The organism is Pantoea sp. BJFS-204 (assembly GCF_049310725.1).
GTDB classification, from domain to species: Bacteria; Pseudomonadota; Gammaproteobacteria; order Enterobacterales; family Enterobacteriaceae; genus Pantoea; species Pantoea agglomerans.
In genome coordinates, this window is sequence record NZ_JBMOWE010000008.1 from 217,626 (window position 1) to 232,360 (window position 14,735).

Annotated in this window: 14 protein-coding genes; 7 read left to right on the forward strand and 7 right to left on the reverse strand. The window is 57.6% G+C overall.

Going from position 1 to position 14,735, the window contains the following annotated elements; genetic code table 11:
• Position 1 precedes the first annotated feature (1 nt).
• Positions 2-700 carry an urea ABC transporter ATP-binding subunit UrtE gene (gene urtE, locus ACO6VX_RS19645; RefSeq protein WP_010253632.1) on the forward strand — a complete coding sequence of 233 codons (699 nt, stop codon included), beginning with the start codon at positions 2-4 and terminating at the stop codon, positions 698-700.
• A gap of 7 nt (positions 701-707) precedes the next feature.
• Here the strand turns inward: urtE and ACO6VX_RS19650 are convergent, their stop codons facing one another.
• From ACO6VX_RS19650 to rbsK, 3 genes are read right to left on the reverse strand one after another with little or no spacing between them, the layout of a single operon-like run.
• Positions 708-1,721 carry an aldose 1-epimerase family protein gene (locus ACO6VX_RS19650; protein ID WP_187511375.1) on the reverse strand — a complete coding sequence of 338 codons (1,014 nt, stop codon included), beginning with the start codon at positions 1,719-1,721 and terminating at the stop codon, positions 708-710.
• Positions 1,718-3,043, reverse strand: a complete 1,326-nt coding sequence (gene fucP / locus ACO6VX_RS19655; protein WP_010671707.1) for an L-fucose:H+ symporter permease — start codon at positions 3,041-3,043, stop codon at positions 1,718-1,720. Before fucP ends, ACO6VX_RS19650 begins: the two co-directional genes overlap by 4 nt.
• 9 nt (positions 3,044-3,052) lie before the next feature.
• Positions 3,053-3,970 (reverse strand): ribokinase, encoded by a 918-nt coding sequence (rbsK, locus tag ACO6VX_RS19660; protein ID WP_346455425.1) that lies wholly within the window; start codon positions 3,968-3,970, stop codon positions 3,053-3,055.
• A gap of 392 nt (positions 3,971-4,362) precedes the next feature.
• Between rbsK and deoR the strand changes: the two genes are divergently transcribed.
• The 4 genes from deoR (at position 4,363) to ACO6VX_RS19680 (ending at position 7,830) form a co-directional block, all read left to right on the forward strand.
• Positions 4,363-5,127: a DNA-binding transcriptional repressor DeoR gene (gene deoR / locus ACO6VX_RS19665; RefSeq protein ID WP_010253621.1), complete on the forward strand. Its 765-nt coding sequence runs from the start codon at positions 4,363-4,365 to the stop codon at positions 5,125-5,127.
• Positions 5,128-5,318: 191 nt separating this feature from the next.
• Complete coding sequence (gene ettA, locus ACO6VX_RS19670) at positions 5,319-6,986, forward strand: energy-dependent translational throttle protein EttA (RefSeq protein WP_010253620.1); 1,668 nt, start codon at positions 5,319-5,321, stop codon at positions 6,984-6,986.
• A gap of 64 nt (positions 6,987-7,050) precedes the next feature.
• The gene (locus ACO6VX_RS19675; RefSeq protein ID WP_109652447.1) at positions 7,051-7,215 is read left to right on the forward strand and encodes a YhfG family protein; all 165 of its coding nucleotides are present in this window, start codon (positions 7,051-7,053) and stop codon (positions 7,213-7,215) included.
• Positions 7,216-7,227: 12 nt separating this feature from the next.
• On the forward strand, positions 7,228-7,830 hold the full coding sequence (locus ACO6VX_RS19680) for a Fic/DOC family protein (protein ID WP_346555829.1): 603 nt from the start codon (positions 7,228-7,230) through the stop codon (positions 7,828-7,830).
• On the opposite strand, the gene ACO6VX_RS19685 is transcribed toward ACO6VX_RS19680, so the two are convergent.
• Positions 7,811-8,707 (reverse strand): LysR family transcriptional regulator, encoded by an 897-nt coding sequence (locus ACO6VX_RS19685; RefSeq protein WP_010253616.1) that lies wholly within the window; start codon positions 8,705-8,707, stop codon positions 7,811-7,813. The genes ACO6VX_RS19680 and ACO6VX_RS19685 overlap by 20 nt on opposite strands.
• 204 nt (positions 8,708-8,911) lie before the next feature.
• Here ACO6VX_RS19685 and ACO6VX_RS19690 point away from each other — a divergent pair, with 204 nt between their 5' ends.
• Positions 8,912-9,913 carry a zinc-binding alcohol dehydrogenase family protein gene (locus tag ACO6VX_RS19690; protein WP_033756486.1) on the forward strand — a complete coding sequence of 334 codons (1,002 nt, stop codon included), beginning with the start codon at positions 8,912-8,914 and terminating at the stop codon, positions 9,911-9,913.
• A gap of 45 nt (positions 9,914-9,958) precedes the next feature.
• Here the strand turns inward: ACO6VX_RS19690 and nadR are convergent, their stop codons facing one another.
• From nadR to serB, 3 genes are all read right to left on the reverse strand, one after another.
• Positions 9,959-11,200 (reverse strand): multifunctional transcriptional regulator/nicotinamide-nucleotide adenylyltransferase/ribosylnicotinamide kinase NadR, encoded by a 1,242-nt coding sequence (gene nadR / locus ACO6VX_RS19695; RefSeq protein WP_010253612.1) that lies wholly within the window; start codon positions 11,198-11,200, stop codon positions 9,959-9,961.
• A 75-nt stretch (positions 11,201-11,275) separates the two neighbouring features.
• Positions 11,276-12,658, reverse strand: coding sequence for a DNA repair protein RadA (gene radA, locus ACO6VX_RS19700; protein ID WP_010253610.1), 1,383 nt, complete (start codon positions 12,656-12,658; stop codon positions 11,276-11,278).
• A gap of 13 nt (positions 12,659-12,671) precedes the next feature.
• Entirely contained in the window at positions 12,672-13,649 is a 978-nt protein-coding gene (gene serB / locus ACO6VX_RS19705) for a phosphoserine phosphatase (RefSeq protein WP_033770935.1), read from the reverse strand.
• A gap of 107 nt (positions 13,650-13,756) precedes the next feature.
• Between serB and ACO6VX_RS19710 the strand changes: the two genes are divergently transcribed.
• Positions 13,757-14,407: a YtjB family periplasmic protein gene (locus ACO6VX_RS19710; protein ID WP_010253606.1), complete on the forward strand. Its 651-nt coding sequence runs from the start codon at positions 13,757-13,759 to the stop codon at positions 14,405-14,407.
• The last annotated feature ends 328 nt before the right edge of the window (positions 14,408-14,735 follow it).

Consider the following 14,735-nt stretch of genomic DNA (forward strand, 5'->3'; position numbering starts at 1 on the left):
AATGTTACAGGTTACTGAACTGAATCAATATTATGGCGGCAGTCATATTCTGCGCGGCCTGTCTTTTGAGGTAAAGATTGGCGAAATCACCTGTCTGCTGGGGCGCAATGGTGTGGGGAAGACCACGCTGCTGAAATGCCTGATGGGGCTGATCCCGGCGAAGTCGGGCGAGATTCACTGGCAGCAGCAGCGCATGAATGGCCGCAAGCCGCACCAGCGGGTGCAGGCTGGCATCGCCTGGGTGCCCCAGGGGCGGGAAATCTTTCCGCGTCTGACGGTGGAAGAGAATCTTCTGATGGGCCTGTCACGCTTTCCGGCTGCGCAGGCGCGTGAAGTGCCGGAGGAGATCTACCAGCTCTTTCCGGTGCTGCTGGCGATGAAGTCACGCCGGGGCGGCGACCTCTCTGGCGGTCAGCAGCAGCAGCTGGCGATTGGCCGGGCGCTGGCCTGTCGGCCCCAGCTGTTGATCCTTGATGAGCCGACCGAAGGGATCCAGCCTTCGGTGATCAAAGAGATCGGCGCGGTGATCCGCCAGCTGGCGCAACGGGGAGATATGGCGATCCTGCTGGTGGAGCAGTTTTATGACTTCGCGGCGGAGCTGGCGGACAGCTATCTGGTGATGTCGCGCGGAGAAATTGTGCAGCGTGGCCGCGGCGACACCATGGAAGCAGAGGGTGTGCGCGGCCTGGTGGCGATTTAAACCCGGCTCAGAGTAAGCCGGTCTCGACAGAAAAGTGGCGCTGTTCACCGTGCGCCAGGGTGATCAGCGTGCCAGCCTGCTGCGCGGCAAGAGAGCCCTCTGGCCGGCAGGTGGCGGGCAGAATATAGGCCGCCACCTGCTGATCGTGGTTGTGCAGCAGCCAGCGAGTGGCGTGCGGGAACTGTGCGGTGGAGAAGCGCGTCATCAGCGCATAGCCCTGCGGCGCATGCAACTCAAACTGCACCTCATCGCCATACTGCGGCAGATCGTCCGCGAAGAAGACGATCTCCGGATCGCAAAGTTGCGGCTGATCGAGCTGCTGTAACGCCTGCGGATCGCGCGCCAGCCGATCGGTGTAATCCCCCCAGGCGGGCGTCGGTCGCAGATGCGCCGGGATCGAGCGACGCAGCTGGAATGCCTGTTCGGGGATCGACTGCCGGAAGCGGCCCTGATCGATCCACGCGCTGTTAAGGTGACACATATACTGCAGCGGCATCGGCGCGCCAGCCAGATTAGTGACGGTCATTTCAATCGTCAGCCGGGGCTGATCGGCCGGAATGCGGACAGCGGGTGCGGCCAGGTAGTGATGGCCGAAGCCTTTGACATATTCACACTCCCCTTCCAGCGACAGCGTCTGATCCTCCAGCACCAGCCAGGCGCTGTCCATGCGGGCGCAGGCCATCTCACCGTGCAGCGGATGATCGTCCTCTGGTGCGGGACAGCCGTTGGCCAGCAGTCCCGAATGAAACGCAAAACAGCCATAGGTGTCGATGATCGAATTTGCGGGCAGCGGCTGTTTAAAACTGTGGCCCATGGTCAGGTTATGATCGTCGAACTCTGCGTCCCAGATCATCTGCCCGAGAAACGGCAGCACGGTCACGCTGCCGCGTAGGTTATGAATGCGCACCGCCTCAATGCCCGCCGGATAGCGAAACAGCTCAACCCGGAAATTATCGCTTTCTAAAAGCACCCAGGGTGTGGTGTGAAACTGTTCACGCGCTAAGGGTAAACGGGTTTTCATGGTAACTCCTCCGCCAGACGACCGGTCGCAACCGGCTGTTTTTTATGGCGCAGTTCGCCATAGAAGTAGAATCCGACCCAGGCGAAACAGAGCAGCGAGACGCCAAATGCCAGCTGCATAGAACCCAGTGAGTCCGAAACTAGGCCCTGCAGCGCCGGGACAAAGGCCGCACCGACAATCGCCATCACGATAAACGCGCCCGCGACTTCGGTGTATTTGTTATCGACCGTCGCCAGCGTTCCCGCGTAGATCGTCGCCCAGCAGGGACCAAACAGCACGCTGACAAAGACGGCAGCGTAGACGGCGGTAAAGTTCGGCACCAGCATCACATAAGCCAGCGTCAGCACGCCCAGCACCGAATAGGCAATCAGCACCTTCTCTGCGCGGAAACGGGTCATCAGGAAGTTCGCCACGAACTTGCCGATAAAGAAGCAGATGAAGCTGTAGATCATAAAGTTCGAGGCGTGACGTTCATTAGTCGCCCCCAGCGTCAGCGCCAGACGAATGGTAAACGACCAGACGGCCACCTGCATGCCGACATAGAGGAACTGGGTCACAATTCCGCGTTTAAAGTGTCGGTTGCCAGCCAGATAGCGGAAGGTCTCGCCCAGCGAAGGGCGCGACCTCTCGCTGCTTTCGGGTTTACAGCGCGGATAGCGGGTGAACATAAACAGCAGCATCACCACCACCAGCACCATCACCAGATATTTGTAGGGCTCCAGCGTGTGTTCCAGCATCGTCAGGCGGAACGCATGCGCCTGCTCTGCCGTCATGGTCGCCATCTGACTCTCCAGGCTGTCGCCATCCTGGAACACCAGATATTTACCCAGCACGATCCCCATCAGCGCACCTATCGGATAGAAGGTCTGGCTGACGTTGAGGCGCAGCGTGGCGTGATCACGATGGCCAATCATCGAGCTGTAGGTGTTGGCGGCGGTTTCCAGGAAACTCAGGCCGATGGCGATGGCAAATATCGCCGCCAGGAACATGGTGTAAGTCGCCATGTGCGAGGCGGGATAGAAGGCGATACAGCCGGCAATGTAGAGCGCCAGGCCGATCATGATCGCCATCTTGTAACTGGTCTTGCGGATCACCAGCGACGCGGGGATCGCAATCAGAAAATAGCCGCCATAAAAGGCACTCTGCACCAGTGCACTGGCAAAGTCGCTCAGGGCAAATACGCTTTTAAACTGGGTGATCAGGATATCGTTAAGACTCGCCGCACAGCCCCAGAGCGGAAAGAGGCACGACAGCAGAATGAACTGGAACAGCGGCGTTTTATTCAGATAGCCATCAGATTGCTGAACAATTTTCTGTTGCATGGCAGACCCTCAGTTACGGTTGAGAAAACGCTGGAAAGCCTCTGCGTCGGGATAGGCGCGCTGGGTGCCGCGCCCGGTGACGCTACAGGCGGCATAGGCAGACGCCTGGGTCATGGCGGCGGCCACATCGCCGGTTTTCACCAGCAGATACGCAAAGCAGCCGATAAAGGCATCGCCCGCGCCGCTGGTGTCGACCGCCTGAACCGGTGTGGCATCCACGCGATGGATCTCGTCGCCGCTCATCCAGACCGATCCCCGGCTGCCCAGGGTGATGATCAGATTTTTAAGGCCGCGTTTCAGCAGCGACTGTCCGGCGAGGATCACCTCTTCATCGCTGCTGACCGGCAGACCGGTGAGGATCTCCAGCTCGGTTTCATTGGGCATAAAGAAGTCGCATTTGCAGGCGTAATCAATATCAAGCGTGGCGACGGCCGGAGCCGGATTAAGGATCACTGTGATCTGATGCTGGCGGGCAAAATCGATGGCGTAATAGACCGTCTCCAGGGGGATCTCCAGCTGCAGAATGATCAGCTGGCAGGCTTTCAGCGCCTCTGCCGCGTCGTCGATATCGGCCGGTTTCAGCTGCTGGTTAGCACCTTTGATAATCAGAATGCGGTTCTGCGACTGGTCATCGACAAAAATCGGTGCCACGCCGCTGGAAGTGCCCGCCGCCGTGGTGACGAAGCGCGTGTCCACGCCCTGCTGCTGAAGATTTGCAACGGTGTTCGGAGCAAAGAGATCGTCACCGACCTTGCTGACCATCATCACGTTGCCGCCCATTTTTGCCGCCGCAACCGCCTGGTTGGCCCCTTTACCGCCGCAGCCAATGGCAAAGTCGGGCGCTTCAAGGGTTTCGCCCGCTTTCGGCAGGCTGTTGGTATAGGTAATCAGATCGACCATGTTTGAGCCGATGACCGCAATTGTCATGACCTTTTCTCCCGGATGTTTTTTAAACTTAAAATGTTATTAAAGTAACAATAACAATTCTTAAAGGTTAAATATGTGACAAAAACCACATCCTGAGGCGGTGATAATAGGCAAATTACGCCATAAAATGGGATTTTCAGTGTTATTATTATAACAAGCTAACATCACTGAACGCGCTGTATGAAAGCCACAACCGCCTGCGGTGATGTGCCGATATCACCACGCGCTGACAGCACGGCGGAGGTTTGCGGCCCTCACAGATTGCGGGTAAGATTGACTGCCAGCCTGGCGGATGAGACGCAACTCATTCAAATCTGTGAGGTTTGTAGCGTATTGACGTCGATCCCGGCGTCTTTCCTCCGCACTGCAGGATAGGGAACAGAGAGATGACCATGGAAACCCGGCGCGACGAACGCATTCACAAGCTGACGCAGGCGCTGAAACGCACCGACAAACTGCATCTGAAAGATGCGGCCCAGCTGCTTGGCGTCTCAGAGATGACGGTTCGCCGCGATTTAACCGAGCCGGGCTCCAGCGTGGTCCTGCTGGGCGGCTATATCGTCAGCGATCCGAAAAGTCATGCCAGCCACTATTTTGTCAGCGATCAGCATGGCCAGAATGCCGCCAGAAAGCAGCGACTGGCACAGGCGGCCGCCAGCCTGATCAACGAGAACGATACGGTCTTTTTTGACTGCGGCACCACCCTGCCCTACATCGTGGATGCGATTCCTGACACTCTGTCGTTTACCGCCATCTGCTGCGCCATGAATACCTTTCTGACCCTGAAAGAGAAACCGGCCTGTAACGTGATTCTCAGCGGCGGTGAATTTCATGCCGACAACGCGCTGTTTACGCCGATTGGCGTGCATACCATCCTTGACGATCTCTGCCCGACGCTGGCCTTTATCTCTGCGGCGGGCATCGACAAAGATCAGGGCGCGACCTGCTACAACACCAATGAGCTGATGATGAAGCATCACGCCATGCTGCGCGCCCGAAAGTCGGTGCTGGTGGCTGACAGCAGTAAATATGGCAAGGTGCTGCCTGCCCGCATCGCCGAGCTGCAGCGCTTTGATCTGCTGGTGAGTGACAGCGCGCCCGATCAGGCGTTGCAAAACTGGCTGGCCCAGCAGGCGATCCCGCTGCGCCTGCCCTGACGCCTCTTTCTGACATCCTCTCCTGACCCTGTCAGCGATTGAGCGTGGAAATCAGTCAGTTATGCCTGGCATCGCCCGGCATCGGCTCCGCCACGCTAATATTCGCCGCCCCCCGGCTGGGATTAAACGGTGAAAAAGGCTAAACTTCGACATCATTCAAACGACCAACAGACCCAGAGGCTCAAACCAACGTGGCTCAATTCGTCTATAGCATGCATCGCGTCGGCAAAGTGGTTCCGCCGAAGCGACATATCCTGAAAAACATCTCGCTCAGCTTCTTCCCTGGCGCAAAAATTGGCGTACTCGGCCTGAACGGCGCGGGTAAATCTACCCTGCTGCGCATCATGGCCGGCATCGATAAAGATATCGAAGGGGAAGCGCGTCCGCAGCCAGGCCTCAAGATTGGCTACCTGCCGCAGGAACCGCAGCTTAACCTTGAACACACCGTGCGTGAGTCGGTAGAAGAAGCGCTGTCAGAAGTCGTTGGCGCACTGAAGCGTCTCGACGAAGTCTATGCGCTCTATGCTGAAGAAGGTGCAGACTTCGACAAACTGGCCGCTGAACAGGGCCGTCTGGAAGAGATCATCCAGGCTCACGATGGTCACAACCTGAATACCCAGCTGGAACGTGCTGCCGATGCGCTGCGCCTGCCTGACTGGGACGCGAAAATCGCCACCCTTTCCGGTGGTGAACGTCGTCGCGTCGCCCTCTGCCGCCTGCTGCTGGAAAAACCAGACATGCTGCTGCTGGACGAACCAACGAACCACCTGGACGCCGAATCTGTCGCCTGGCTGGAGCGCTTCCTGCACGACTTCGAAGGCACCGTCGTCGCGATTACGCATGACCGTTACTTCCTGGATAACGTTGCAGGCTGGATTCTGGAACTTGACCGCGGTGAAGGGATTCCGTGGGAAGGTAACTACTCCTCCTGGCTGGAGCAGAAAGATGCGCGTCTGGCGCAGGAAGCCTCCTCTGAAGCCGCTCGTCGCAAGTCGATTGAGAAAGAGCTGGAGTGGGTACGCAAAGGGCCAAAAGGCCAGCAGTCTAAAGGCAAAGCCCGTCTGGCACGCTTTGAAGAGCTGAACAACACCGATTACCAGAAACGTAACGAAACCAACGAACTGTTCATTCCGCCAGGTGCCCGTCTGGGTGACAAAGTGCTGGAAGTCAGCAATCTGCGTAAGTCTTATGGCGACCGTGTGCTGATTGACGATCTCTCGTTCTCGGTACCGAAAGGCGCGATTGTCGGGATTATCGGTCCAAACGGCGCGGGTAAATCAACGCTGTTCCGCATGATGTCTGGTCAGGAACAACCTGATTCTGGCGAGATTGTACTGGGTGAAACCGTCAAGCTGGCCTCTGTGGATCAGTTCCGCGACAGCATGGATAACGCCAAAACCGTGTGGGAAGAAGTTTCCGGCGGTCAGGACATCATGCGCATCGGTAACACCGAGATGCCAAGCCGCGCCTATGTCGGCCGCTTTAACTTTAAAGGCGTCGATCAGGGCAAACGCGTAGGCGAACTGTCGGGTGGTGAGCGTGGTCGTCTGCACCTCGCGAAGCTGCTGCAGGTTGGCGGCAACATGCTGCTGCTCGATGAACCAACCAACGACCTGGACATTGAAACCCTGCGCGCGCTGGAAAACGCCCTGCTGGAGTTCCCGGGTTGTGCCATGGTGATCTCGCATGACCGCTGGTTCCTGGACCGTATCGCCACACACATTCTGGATTATCAGGATGAGGGCAACATCGAATTCTTCGAAGGTAACTTTACCGAATATGAAGAGTACAAGAAGCGTACTCTCGGCGCCGAAGCGCTGGAGCCGAAGCGCATCAAGTACAAGCGTATGACGAAGTAACGATGTCAGGGGGAGGCTCAGGCCTCCTCCTGCTTCACCAGTGACGTTTTAAGGGCTGAACGCAATGAAGAAAAAAGCTGAGCGGCCAGTGGCTAAAAAAGCTGAAGCGATTTATGAAGCCACTAAAGTCGCAAACTTTGCCGCAAGTTCCCTGCTGGAGGGGATACGTATTTCAGCAGATGCTGAATTATCGACCCTGGAACAGGTTCGACGCCGCTATAAGCAGTAACAGGAAGCCAACGTGAATCGTTATCTTGTCTGGCGAGATCACTACTGTTATCCCGATTCCGATGTGCTGATCAATCGCTATGATATCCGCGAACAAACCCTGCTGGATCAGGCTGAGCGTGCTGTTACCGCGCTGACCATTCACACCATTAAGCTCTCTCATCCTCCTTTTACCCTTCAGTCACTGTGTCACATTCATTACTGCCTGTTTAACGAGCTTTATAGCTGGGCGGGGCAGATACGCGATATCTCTATCAGCAAAGGAGAGACCCGCTTTTGCCAGCCCGCTTTTATTCTGCGTGAAGCGGAGAAATTATTTGCAAAACTGGCGTGCGAAAGATGGCTGGAGCAGACTGACTATGAAGCTTTTTGTCATCAGGTTGCCTGGTATTACTGCGAGTTCAATATCCTGCATCCCTTTCGGGAAGGAAACGGTCGGGCATTACGCATTCTGTTCGAGCATATCATTCTTCACACAGGCTATCAGGTGAGCTGGGAAGGCGTGAGCCCCAGCGACTGGTTAGCGGCAAATATCGCGGGTTACCAGAGTGGCCCGGAAAAAATGGCGGCACTCTTCCTGCGCCACATTGTACCGGTCAGCGATAAAACTCCCTGAACACCGGTGACTGCAGCGCGAATTCAATAAACCGCGCCAGCGCAGGTGAATTCAGTTTACGGCCCGGATAGACCAGCCACAGCTCATTCCCTTCGATTTCCCATTCCGGCAATACCGGCACCAGCCGGGGATCAGCCATCGCCCCGTCGGTCAGAAAGTGCGGCAGCAGCGTAATGCCCGCATCGCCCAGCGCAGATTCGCGCGCATAGAGTAAATTATCCGTGAGATGGCCTGGCGGCAGCAGCCAGCGGTAGAACTCGTCATCGCGCTGCAACACCCATTCATTCCAGGCGCGATGTGCTATACAGCGGTGGGCAGACAGCTGCTGTGGATGAACCAGCGGCGGATGCTGATCAAGATAGCGCTGTGAAGCGACCAGCAGTCGCGGGCAGTTGCCTATACGGCGGCCAATCAGCGAAGACTCCTGCGGCTGACCGGTGCGCAGCGCCACATCAAAGCCCTCCTGCACCAGATCACGCATCTCATCGGAGATCGAGACATCCAGCGTCACATCGGGATAGAGACGTAAAAACGCCGCGTTACAGCGCGCCAGCAGCGTGGCACCAATCCCCGCCGGGCTGGTGATACGCAGACGCCCGCTGGGATTTTCACGCAGGCTGGCGATCGCCTGATCGGCGCGTTCACTGGCCTGCATCATCTCCTGGCAATGCAGCAGATAGCGCTCACCGGCAAAGGTCAGATTGAGCTGGCGGGTGGTGCGGTTCAGCAGACGAATCCCCAGCCGCTGCTCCAGCTGGCTGATGCGCTGACTGACGCTCGATTTTGGCAGCCCTGCGCGTTCTGCCGCGCCGGTAAAGCTGCCGCACTCCGCCACCAGCGCAAACAGTGCCATATCCTGCCACTGGCGAAATGCCATTGTTCACCTCAGACGAACACTCTATGAAAGATTGTCCATCTTATCACTGCTAAAATCAGGTTCTACACTTAAAGCCTGTTCCGAATCATCAGCCAGTCTGCCACGGACAGCGTGGCACAGCCCCTGCGGAGTGTGAGCACTCTTCAGGGCCAGAATGGCAACCACCAGATCCAGGCTTCCAGCCTGACTAAACAGGAAAAATGTATGTCTATTCGCGCTATCGCAATTAATCCGGAAAGTCCTGAAAACTTCACTGAAATTTTCCCTGACACCCCAGCGCCAGGGGAGTATGACCTGCGGGTCGAAGTCAAAGCCGCGTCGGTCAACCCGGTCGATACCAAAGTTCACAAAGGGGCGAAGAAGAACGGATTAGAGCAGCCACGCATCCTCGGCTGGGATGCCAGCGGTGTGGTGCTGGAAGTGGGCAGCAAAGTCAGCAACTTTAAGCCAGGCGATAAAGTTTTTTATGCGGGTGACCTGACCCGTCCTGGCAGTAACAGCACCGAGCAGCTGGTTGACTCACGCATCACCGGTCACAAGCCAGAGAGCCTGGACTGGGCGCAGTCCGCCGCGATCCCGCTGACGGCCCTGACCGCCTGGGAAGGACTGTTTGAGCGACTGAACCTTGAGTCAGCAACGGAAGATCAGACGCTGCTGATCGTGGGCGGCGCAGGCGGCGTCGGATCGCTGGCGATCCCGCTGGCGAAACTGCGCAGCAAGGTGAAGATCATTGCCACCGCTTCGCGTGAAGATTCCGCGCAGTGGTGCCGCGATCGCGGCGCCGATCTGGTGATCAACTACAAAGATATGATTGGTGAGCTGGAAAAACAGGGCATTAAGCAGGTCGATTATATCTTCTGCCTGAATGATACCGACGGTCACTGGGAAACCATGGCAAAGCTTATTGCCCCGCAGGGTCATATCTGCACCATCGTGGAAAATGAACATCCGCTGTCGATGGATCAGCTGAAGCTGAAGAGTGCTGCCCTGCATTTCGAGCTGATGTACACCCGCAGCATGTTTAATACCCCGGATATGGCGCGTCAGGGTGAGATTCTGGATGCCGTCTCGGCGTTGCTGGATGAAGGTAAGCTGCAAACCACACTGAGCGAGACGCTGCACGGCCTAAGCGTTGAGACCTTAACTGCTGCCCATCAGCGCGTGCTGGAAGGCCACATGCGCGGCAAAGTAGTGATGGTGTATTAATGCGCTGACCCGGCTGCCCTGCGGCAGACCGGGTCACAGCATGCGTTACGGCTGGGCGTTTTTCTCGCCCAGCATCGCTTTCACCAGTTCAATGCAGCGCAGGAAACGGGTGTCATAATCATCTTCCTGCACGTGCAGGAATTCGATGTTGTTTTCCCGCAGCATCGTCACCAGCATCGACTGAAACTCCCGTCGATCCACGGAACTGCCCAGGCTGCGCAAGCCATCGGCAACCCACGGCACGTTGTTCTCCAGCAGGATCACCAGATCAAAGCGATATTCATCGATCAGTGCCTGCACAAACGGATGTTCACGCCCCTCATACTTCAGACAAAACGCCTGCGTGGTCACAAAGTCGGTGTCGATAAAGGCCACTTTATTGGCATATTTAACCGCGAAATCGATGTACTGCGCCTGGCCCAGCGCGATCTTGTCGTAATCTGAATATTGCAGCGCCATTTCATCACCGCCCAGGTGGGAGAAGACATAGTCGCGGCCATATTCCCAGGCACTGGTGGTATTGAAGATGTTGGCGAGTTTATTCACCAGCGTCGATTTACCGCTCGACTCCCCGCCGAGGATCGCCACGGTGCGCACAAAGAAAGGTTTCACTTCGGTCGGGATATAATCCCAGAAGCGGAAAGGATCCTGACGGATCTGCGCGCCGCTGATGCTCATAAAGGATCGGCTGGGATCGACCAGTACGGTCTGAATGCCAAGATGCTGTTGATACATCTCCGCATCGGGCGCTTCGCTGGTGTAGATGCAATCCGGCGCAATACCGTGCTCGCTGAGAAACGCGCTGACGCCCTTACTCCAGACATCCCAGCCGTGTGGATAGGGCTCAATCCCCTCCTCATCAAAGGCGTGAATGCGGATATTTTTCTGATACTTAAAGGTCTGCAGCAGCCAGCGCAGTCGATCGCTGACCGTGGGCTGTTGTGACATCGCGCTGTTCTCAAACAGTTCGCGGTCACGTGGCTCGTCGTAGCCCATAATGATATGCAGCTCATCGACCTGGCTACAGGCGCGCTGAATCAGATAGATATGGCCGGTGTGCAGCGGATAGAATTTACCAAACACCACGCCGACCGTTTTATCGCGGCGCGGAAACTCCAGACCCAGAAAACGGTGCAGCGCCTCCAGCTTTTGCGCGCTGGGGCTTTTGATTTTGGCATTGAGCAACTGGCTCAGATAGCCTTTGGTCATGCCGCTGGCATCAGCGACCTGTTGCAGCGTGTGGCCCTGCTGGCGAATGGCCGTTTTCAGATAATCAAACGACGACATGTCGTGCCTCCTGCATCAATGCGGTTAAGGTGGGAGCGGCCTGCCAGCGGCTTTTCGCTGGCGGCCGCAGGCGCGTTACAGATCGTCCAGAATCGCCAGCGCATCGGCCAGCTTCTTCGCGCTGAAAACCTGCATCCCGGCAATCGGTTTTTTCGGTGCATTCCCTGCCGGCACAATGGCGCGTTTGAAGCCATGCTTCGCCGCTTCAGCGATGCGCTCCTGACCGCTGGGCACCGGACGGATTTCGCCCGCCAGTCCCACTTCGCCGAAGATCACCAGATCCTGCGGCAACGGACGATCGCGCAGGCTCGACACCATCGACAGCATCAGCGCCAGGTCAGCACTGGTTTCGGTGACTTTGACGCCGCCGACCACGTTAACGAACACATCCTGATCCGCCATCTGCAATCCGCCGTGACGGTGTAAAACGGCCAGCAGAATCGCCAGACGGTTCTGCTCCAGACCTACCGCCACGCGGCGTGGATTGCCCATCATCGAGTGATCGACCAGCGCCTGAATCTCCACCAGCAGCGGTCGCGTTCCCTCCCACAGCACCATCACCGAACTGCCCGAGGTGATCTCTTCGCCGCGCGACAGGAAAATAGCTGACGGGTTGCTGACTTCACGCATGCCCTGCTCGGTCATGGCAAACACACCCAGTTCATTGACCGCGCCGAAGCGGTTTTTATGACTGCGCAGGGTGCGGAAGCGGGAATCGGCATCGCCATCCAGCAGCACCGAACAGTCGATACAGTGTTCCAGCACTTTCGGTCCGGCCAGGGAGCCATCTTTGGTGACGTGACCGACCATGATGATCGCCACGCCGCGCGTCTTGGCGAAGCGCGTCAGGTAAGCGGCGGTTTCACGCACCTGGGCGACGCTGCCCGGCGATGACTGGATCTCCGCCATGTGCATCACCTGGATCGAGTCGATCACCATCAGTTGCGGCTGCTCCTGTTCGGCGATCAGGCAGATCTGCTCAATGCTGGTTTCCGACAGCATATTCACATTTTCGGTGGGTAATCCCAGACGATGGGCGCGCATCGCCACCTGCTGCAGTGACTCTTCACCGGTGACATACAGGGTTTTCATCCCCTCTGACAACCGGCACATCACCTGCAGCAGCAGCGTGGATTTGCCTGCGCCGGGGCTGCCGCCAATCAGAATGGCGCTGCCCGGCACCACCCCGCCGCCCAGCACCCGGTCAAACTCTTTGAAGCTGGTCGAGAAGCGCGGTAACGCCTCCAGGCTGATTTCAGAGAGCTTCTGCACCCGGCTGGTGCCGGCGCTGCCGGCATAGCCACTCAGGCGCTCGTTACGCGCAGCCGCGGGCGAGGCGGCAATGCGCACCTCGGTGATGGTGTTCCAGGCGTGACAGGCGCTGCACTGCCCCTGCCAGCGTGGGTAATCTGCGCCACATTCGTTACAGACAAATGCGCGTTTTGCCGCTTTGGCCAAATCAATACCTCAGTTAACGCTCTTCGTGGATCAGGCTGCCGGTGAGGATGCAGAACACCCCCATTAAATCGGCATGGCGAATGGTGACCGCAGTCTGCTCATTCACCTTAGGTTTAGCATGGAACGCAATGCCCAGCGCTGAGGCTTTGATCATCAGCAGGTCATTGGCACCATCGCCGATCGCCACCGTCTGTTCCGGCGCGATGTCAAAACGCTGCGCCAGCTTCTTCAGGGTATCGGCTTTGTATTGTGCGTCGACAATCGGTCCCAGCACGTTGCCGGTCAGTTTGCCGTCGCGAATTTCGAGTTCATTAGCGACCACCGCCGACAGATGCAGCTTGTCGCGCAGGTATTCGGCGTAGTAGGTAAAGCCGCCAGACGCGATGGCAACCTGCCAGCCCAGCGCCTGCAGCTTCTGCGTCAGGGTGGTTAAGCCAGGCATCAGCGGCAGGGCATCACGCACCTGTTTCAGAATATTGGCGTCTGCCCCCTGCAGTGTGGCCACGCGCTGACGCAGGCTGGCGGTGAAGTCGAGTTCGCCACGCATCGCGCGTTCCGTGACTTCCGCCACCTGCTCGCCGCAGCCCGCCAGTTTTGCAATCTCATCGATGCACTCGATCTGAATCGCGGTGGAGTCCATATCCATCACCAGCAGGCCTGGCGTTTTGAGATGCGGGATTTTGCCCAGCGGCGCAACATCCAGGCCAGCGTCGTGCGCCAGCTTGCTGGCAAACGGCGTCAGCGATCCCGCCAGGCGAATCACCTGATACTCATCGACGTTCCAGGCGCTGACGATCACCATGGCGGCACCCAGCTGGTGCTGGTAATCGGTCAGCCGCTGCTTATCCAGCCCGCGGCCATACAGCAGCCAGCCGGTACGGCCAGCGCGATAATCCAGCGGCATCACTTCATCACCGCTAAGAGAAAGGGGCAAACCCGGCCAGAGAGAGACATCGGCGGGAAGATCGCACCAGGTTAAACGATTTGGCATCAGAGCTCCTGTAGGGACAACAAAACCACGCAAGAGGCTACCTTGTCTGCGCCGCTTCTGGCAACATAATCTCCAGGCTTTCTGTTGTGATATGACCCGGATGATTAATGGCTAAAACCGCACTGAAATTTCGCTTACATCGTACCGTGATCGTTCTCATCTCGATGGCACTGCTGGTCGTGCTGATGCAGGGCGCATCCTGGTTCAGCCTCGGCCATCAGGCGGCACGTTCAGAACAGGTCGAGGAGCTGGCGCATACGCTGACCAGCCAGGTGGCGTTCAGCCTTAAGCCGTTGATGGACAACAGTGAAAATAATCGGACTCAGATAGAAGCCATTCTTAATCAGATGACGGCTAACAGCCGTATTCTGGATGCATCGGTCTATGACGGCGATGGCAGCCTGGTGGCGCACAGCGGTGAAAACATCAATGTCCGCGATCGGCTGGCGCTCGACGGCCAGCGCGCGGGCAGCTATTTCAACCATCAGATTGTGCAGCCGCTGGCCGGAAACGAGGGTCCGTTGGGCTTTTTGCGCGTGACGCTGGATACCCACGTGCTCGTCACCGACTCACATCAGGTCGATAACACCACCAATATTCTGCGTCTGATGATGCTGCTGGCGCTGGCTATCGGCATTATTCTCTCACGCACCCTGCTGCGCCACCGCCGCACCCGCTGGCAGCAGTCACCGTTCCTGCTCACCGCCAGCACCCCGGTGAAAGAGGATCGGGATGAGGACGACGAGAAGAAAGAGTAACGCTCCGGCTGCGGTAAAGATAAAACAAAAAAGGCCCGCACAACGGTAATGCTGGTCAGTTAAGATTAGATTTGTAAAGGCTGTCACGGTCAAACGTGGCAGCTTTTTTTATGGGCGAGCGAGCCTCAGTGCGGGCCAGCGCACCTCTGCTGCTGCCGGGCCGTCCTCGCGCCGCTCACGCGGTACCTTCGGCTTTGACGTCGTGCCGACGAACCGTTCGGGGATCGGCCCTCCCTGGCCGGCCCCGAACTGTCCACGCTTCCCGGCGTGGACTTCTGGCCCACCGTCACGCCTCAGCGCTGCGGATAGCCCTTTCAGCAGCAGAGGC

What these genes read in the sequence shown, in the direction of transcription:
- deoR (WP_010253621.1), top strand. Translation starts at nt 4,363, where the DNA reads ATGGAAACCCGGCGCGACGAACGCATTCACAAGCTGACGCAGGCGCTG.
- urtE (WP_010253632.1), top strand. Translation starts at nt 2, where the DNA reads ATGTTACAGGTTACTGAACTGAATCAATATTATGGCGGCAGTCATATT.
- nadR (WP_010253612.1), bottom strand. Translation starts at nt 11,200, where the DNA reads ATGTCGTCGTTTGATTATCTGAAAACGGCCATTCGCCAGCAGGGCCAC.
- ACO6VX_RS19675 (WP_109652447.1), top strand. Translation starts at nt 7,051, where the DNA reads ATGAAGAAAAAAGCTGAGCGGCCAGTGGCTAAAAAAGCTGAAGCGATT.
- fucP (WP_010671707.1), bottom strand. Translation starts at nt 3,043, where the DNA reads ATGCAACAGAAAATTGTTCAGCAATCTGATGGCTATCTGAATAAAACG.
- ACO6VX_RS19710 (WP_010253606.1), top strand. Translation starts at nt 13,757, where the DNA reads ATGGCTAAAACCGCACTGAAATTTCGCTTACATCGTACCGTGATCGTT.
- ACO6VX_RS19650 (WP_187511375.1), bottom strand. Translation starts at nt 1,721, where the DNA reads ATGAAAACCCGTTTACCCTTAGCGCGTGAACAGTTTCACACCACACCC.
- rbsK (WP_346455425.1), bottom strand. Translation starts at nt 3,970, where the DNA reads ATGACAATTGCGGTCATCGGCTCAAACATGGTCGATCTGATTACCTAT.
- ACO6VX_RS19685 (WP_010253616.1), bottom strand. Translation starts at nt 8,707, where the DNA reads ATGGCATTTCGCCAGTGGCAGGATATGGCACTGTTTGCGCTGGTGGCG.
- ACO6VX_RS19690 (WP_033756486.1), top strand. Translation starts at nt 8,912, where the DNA reads ATGTCTATTCGCGCTATCGCAATTAATCCGGAAAGTCCTGAAAACTTC.
- serB (WP_033770935.1), bottom strand. Translation starts at nt 13,649, where the DNA reads ATGCCAAATCGTTTAACCTGGTGCGATCTTCCCGCCGATGTCTCTCTC.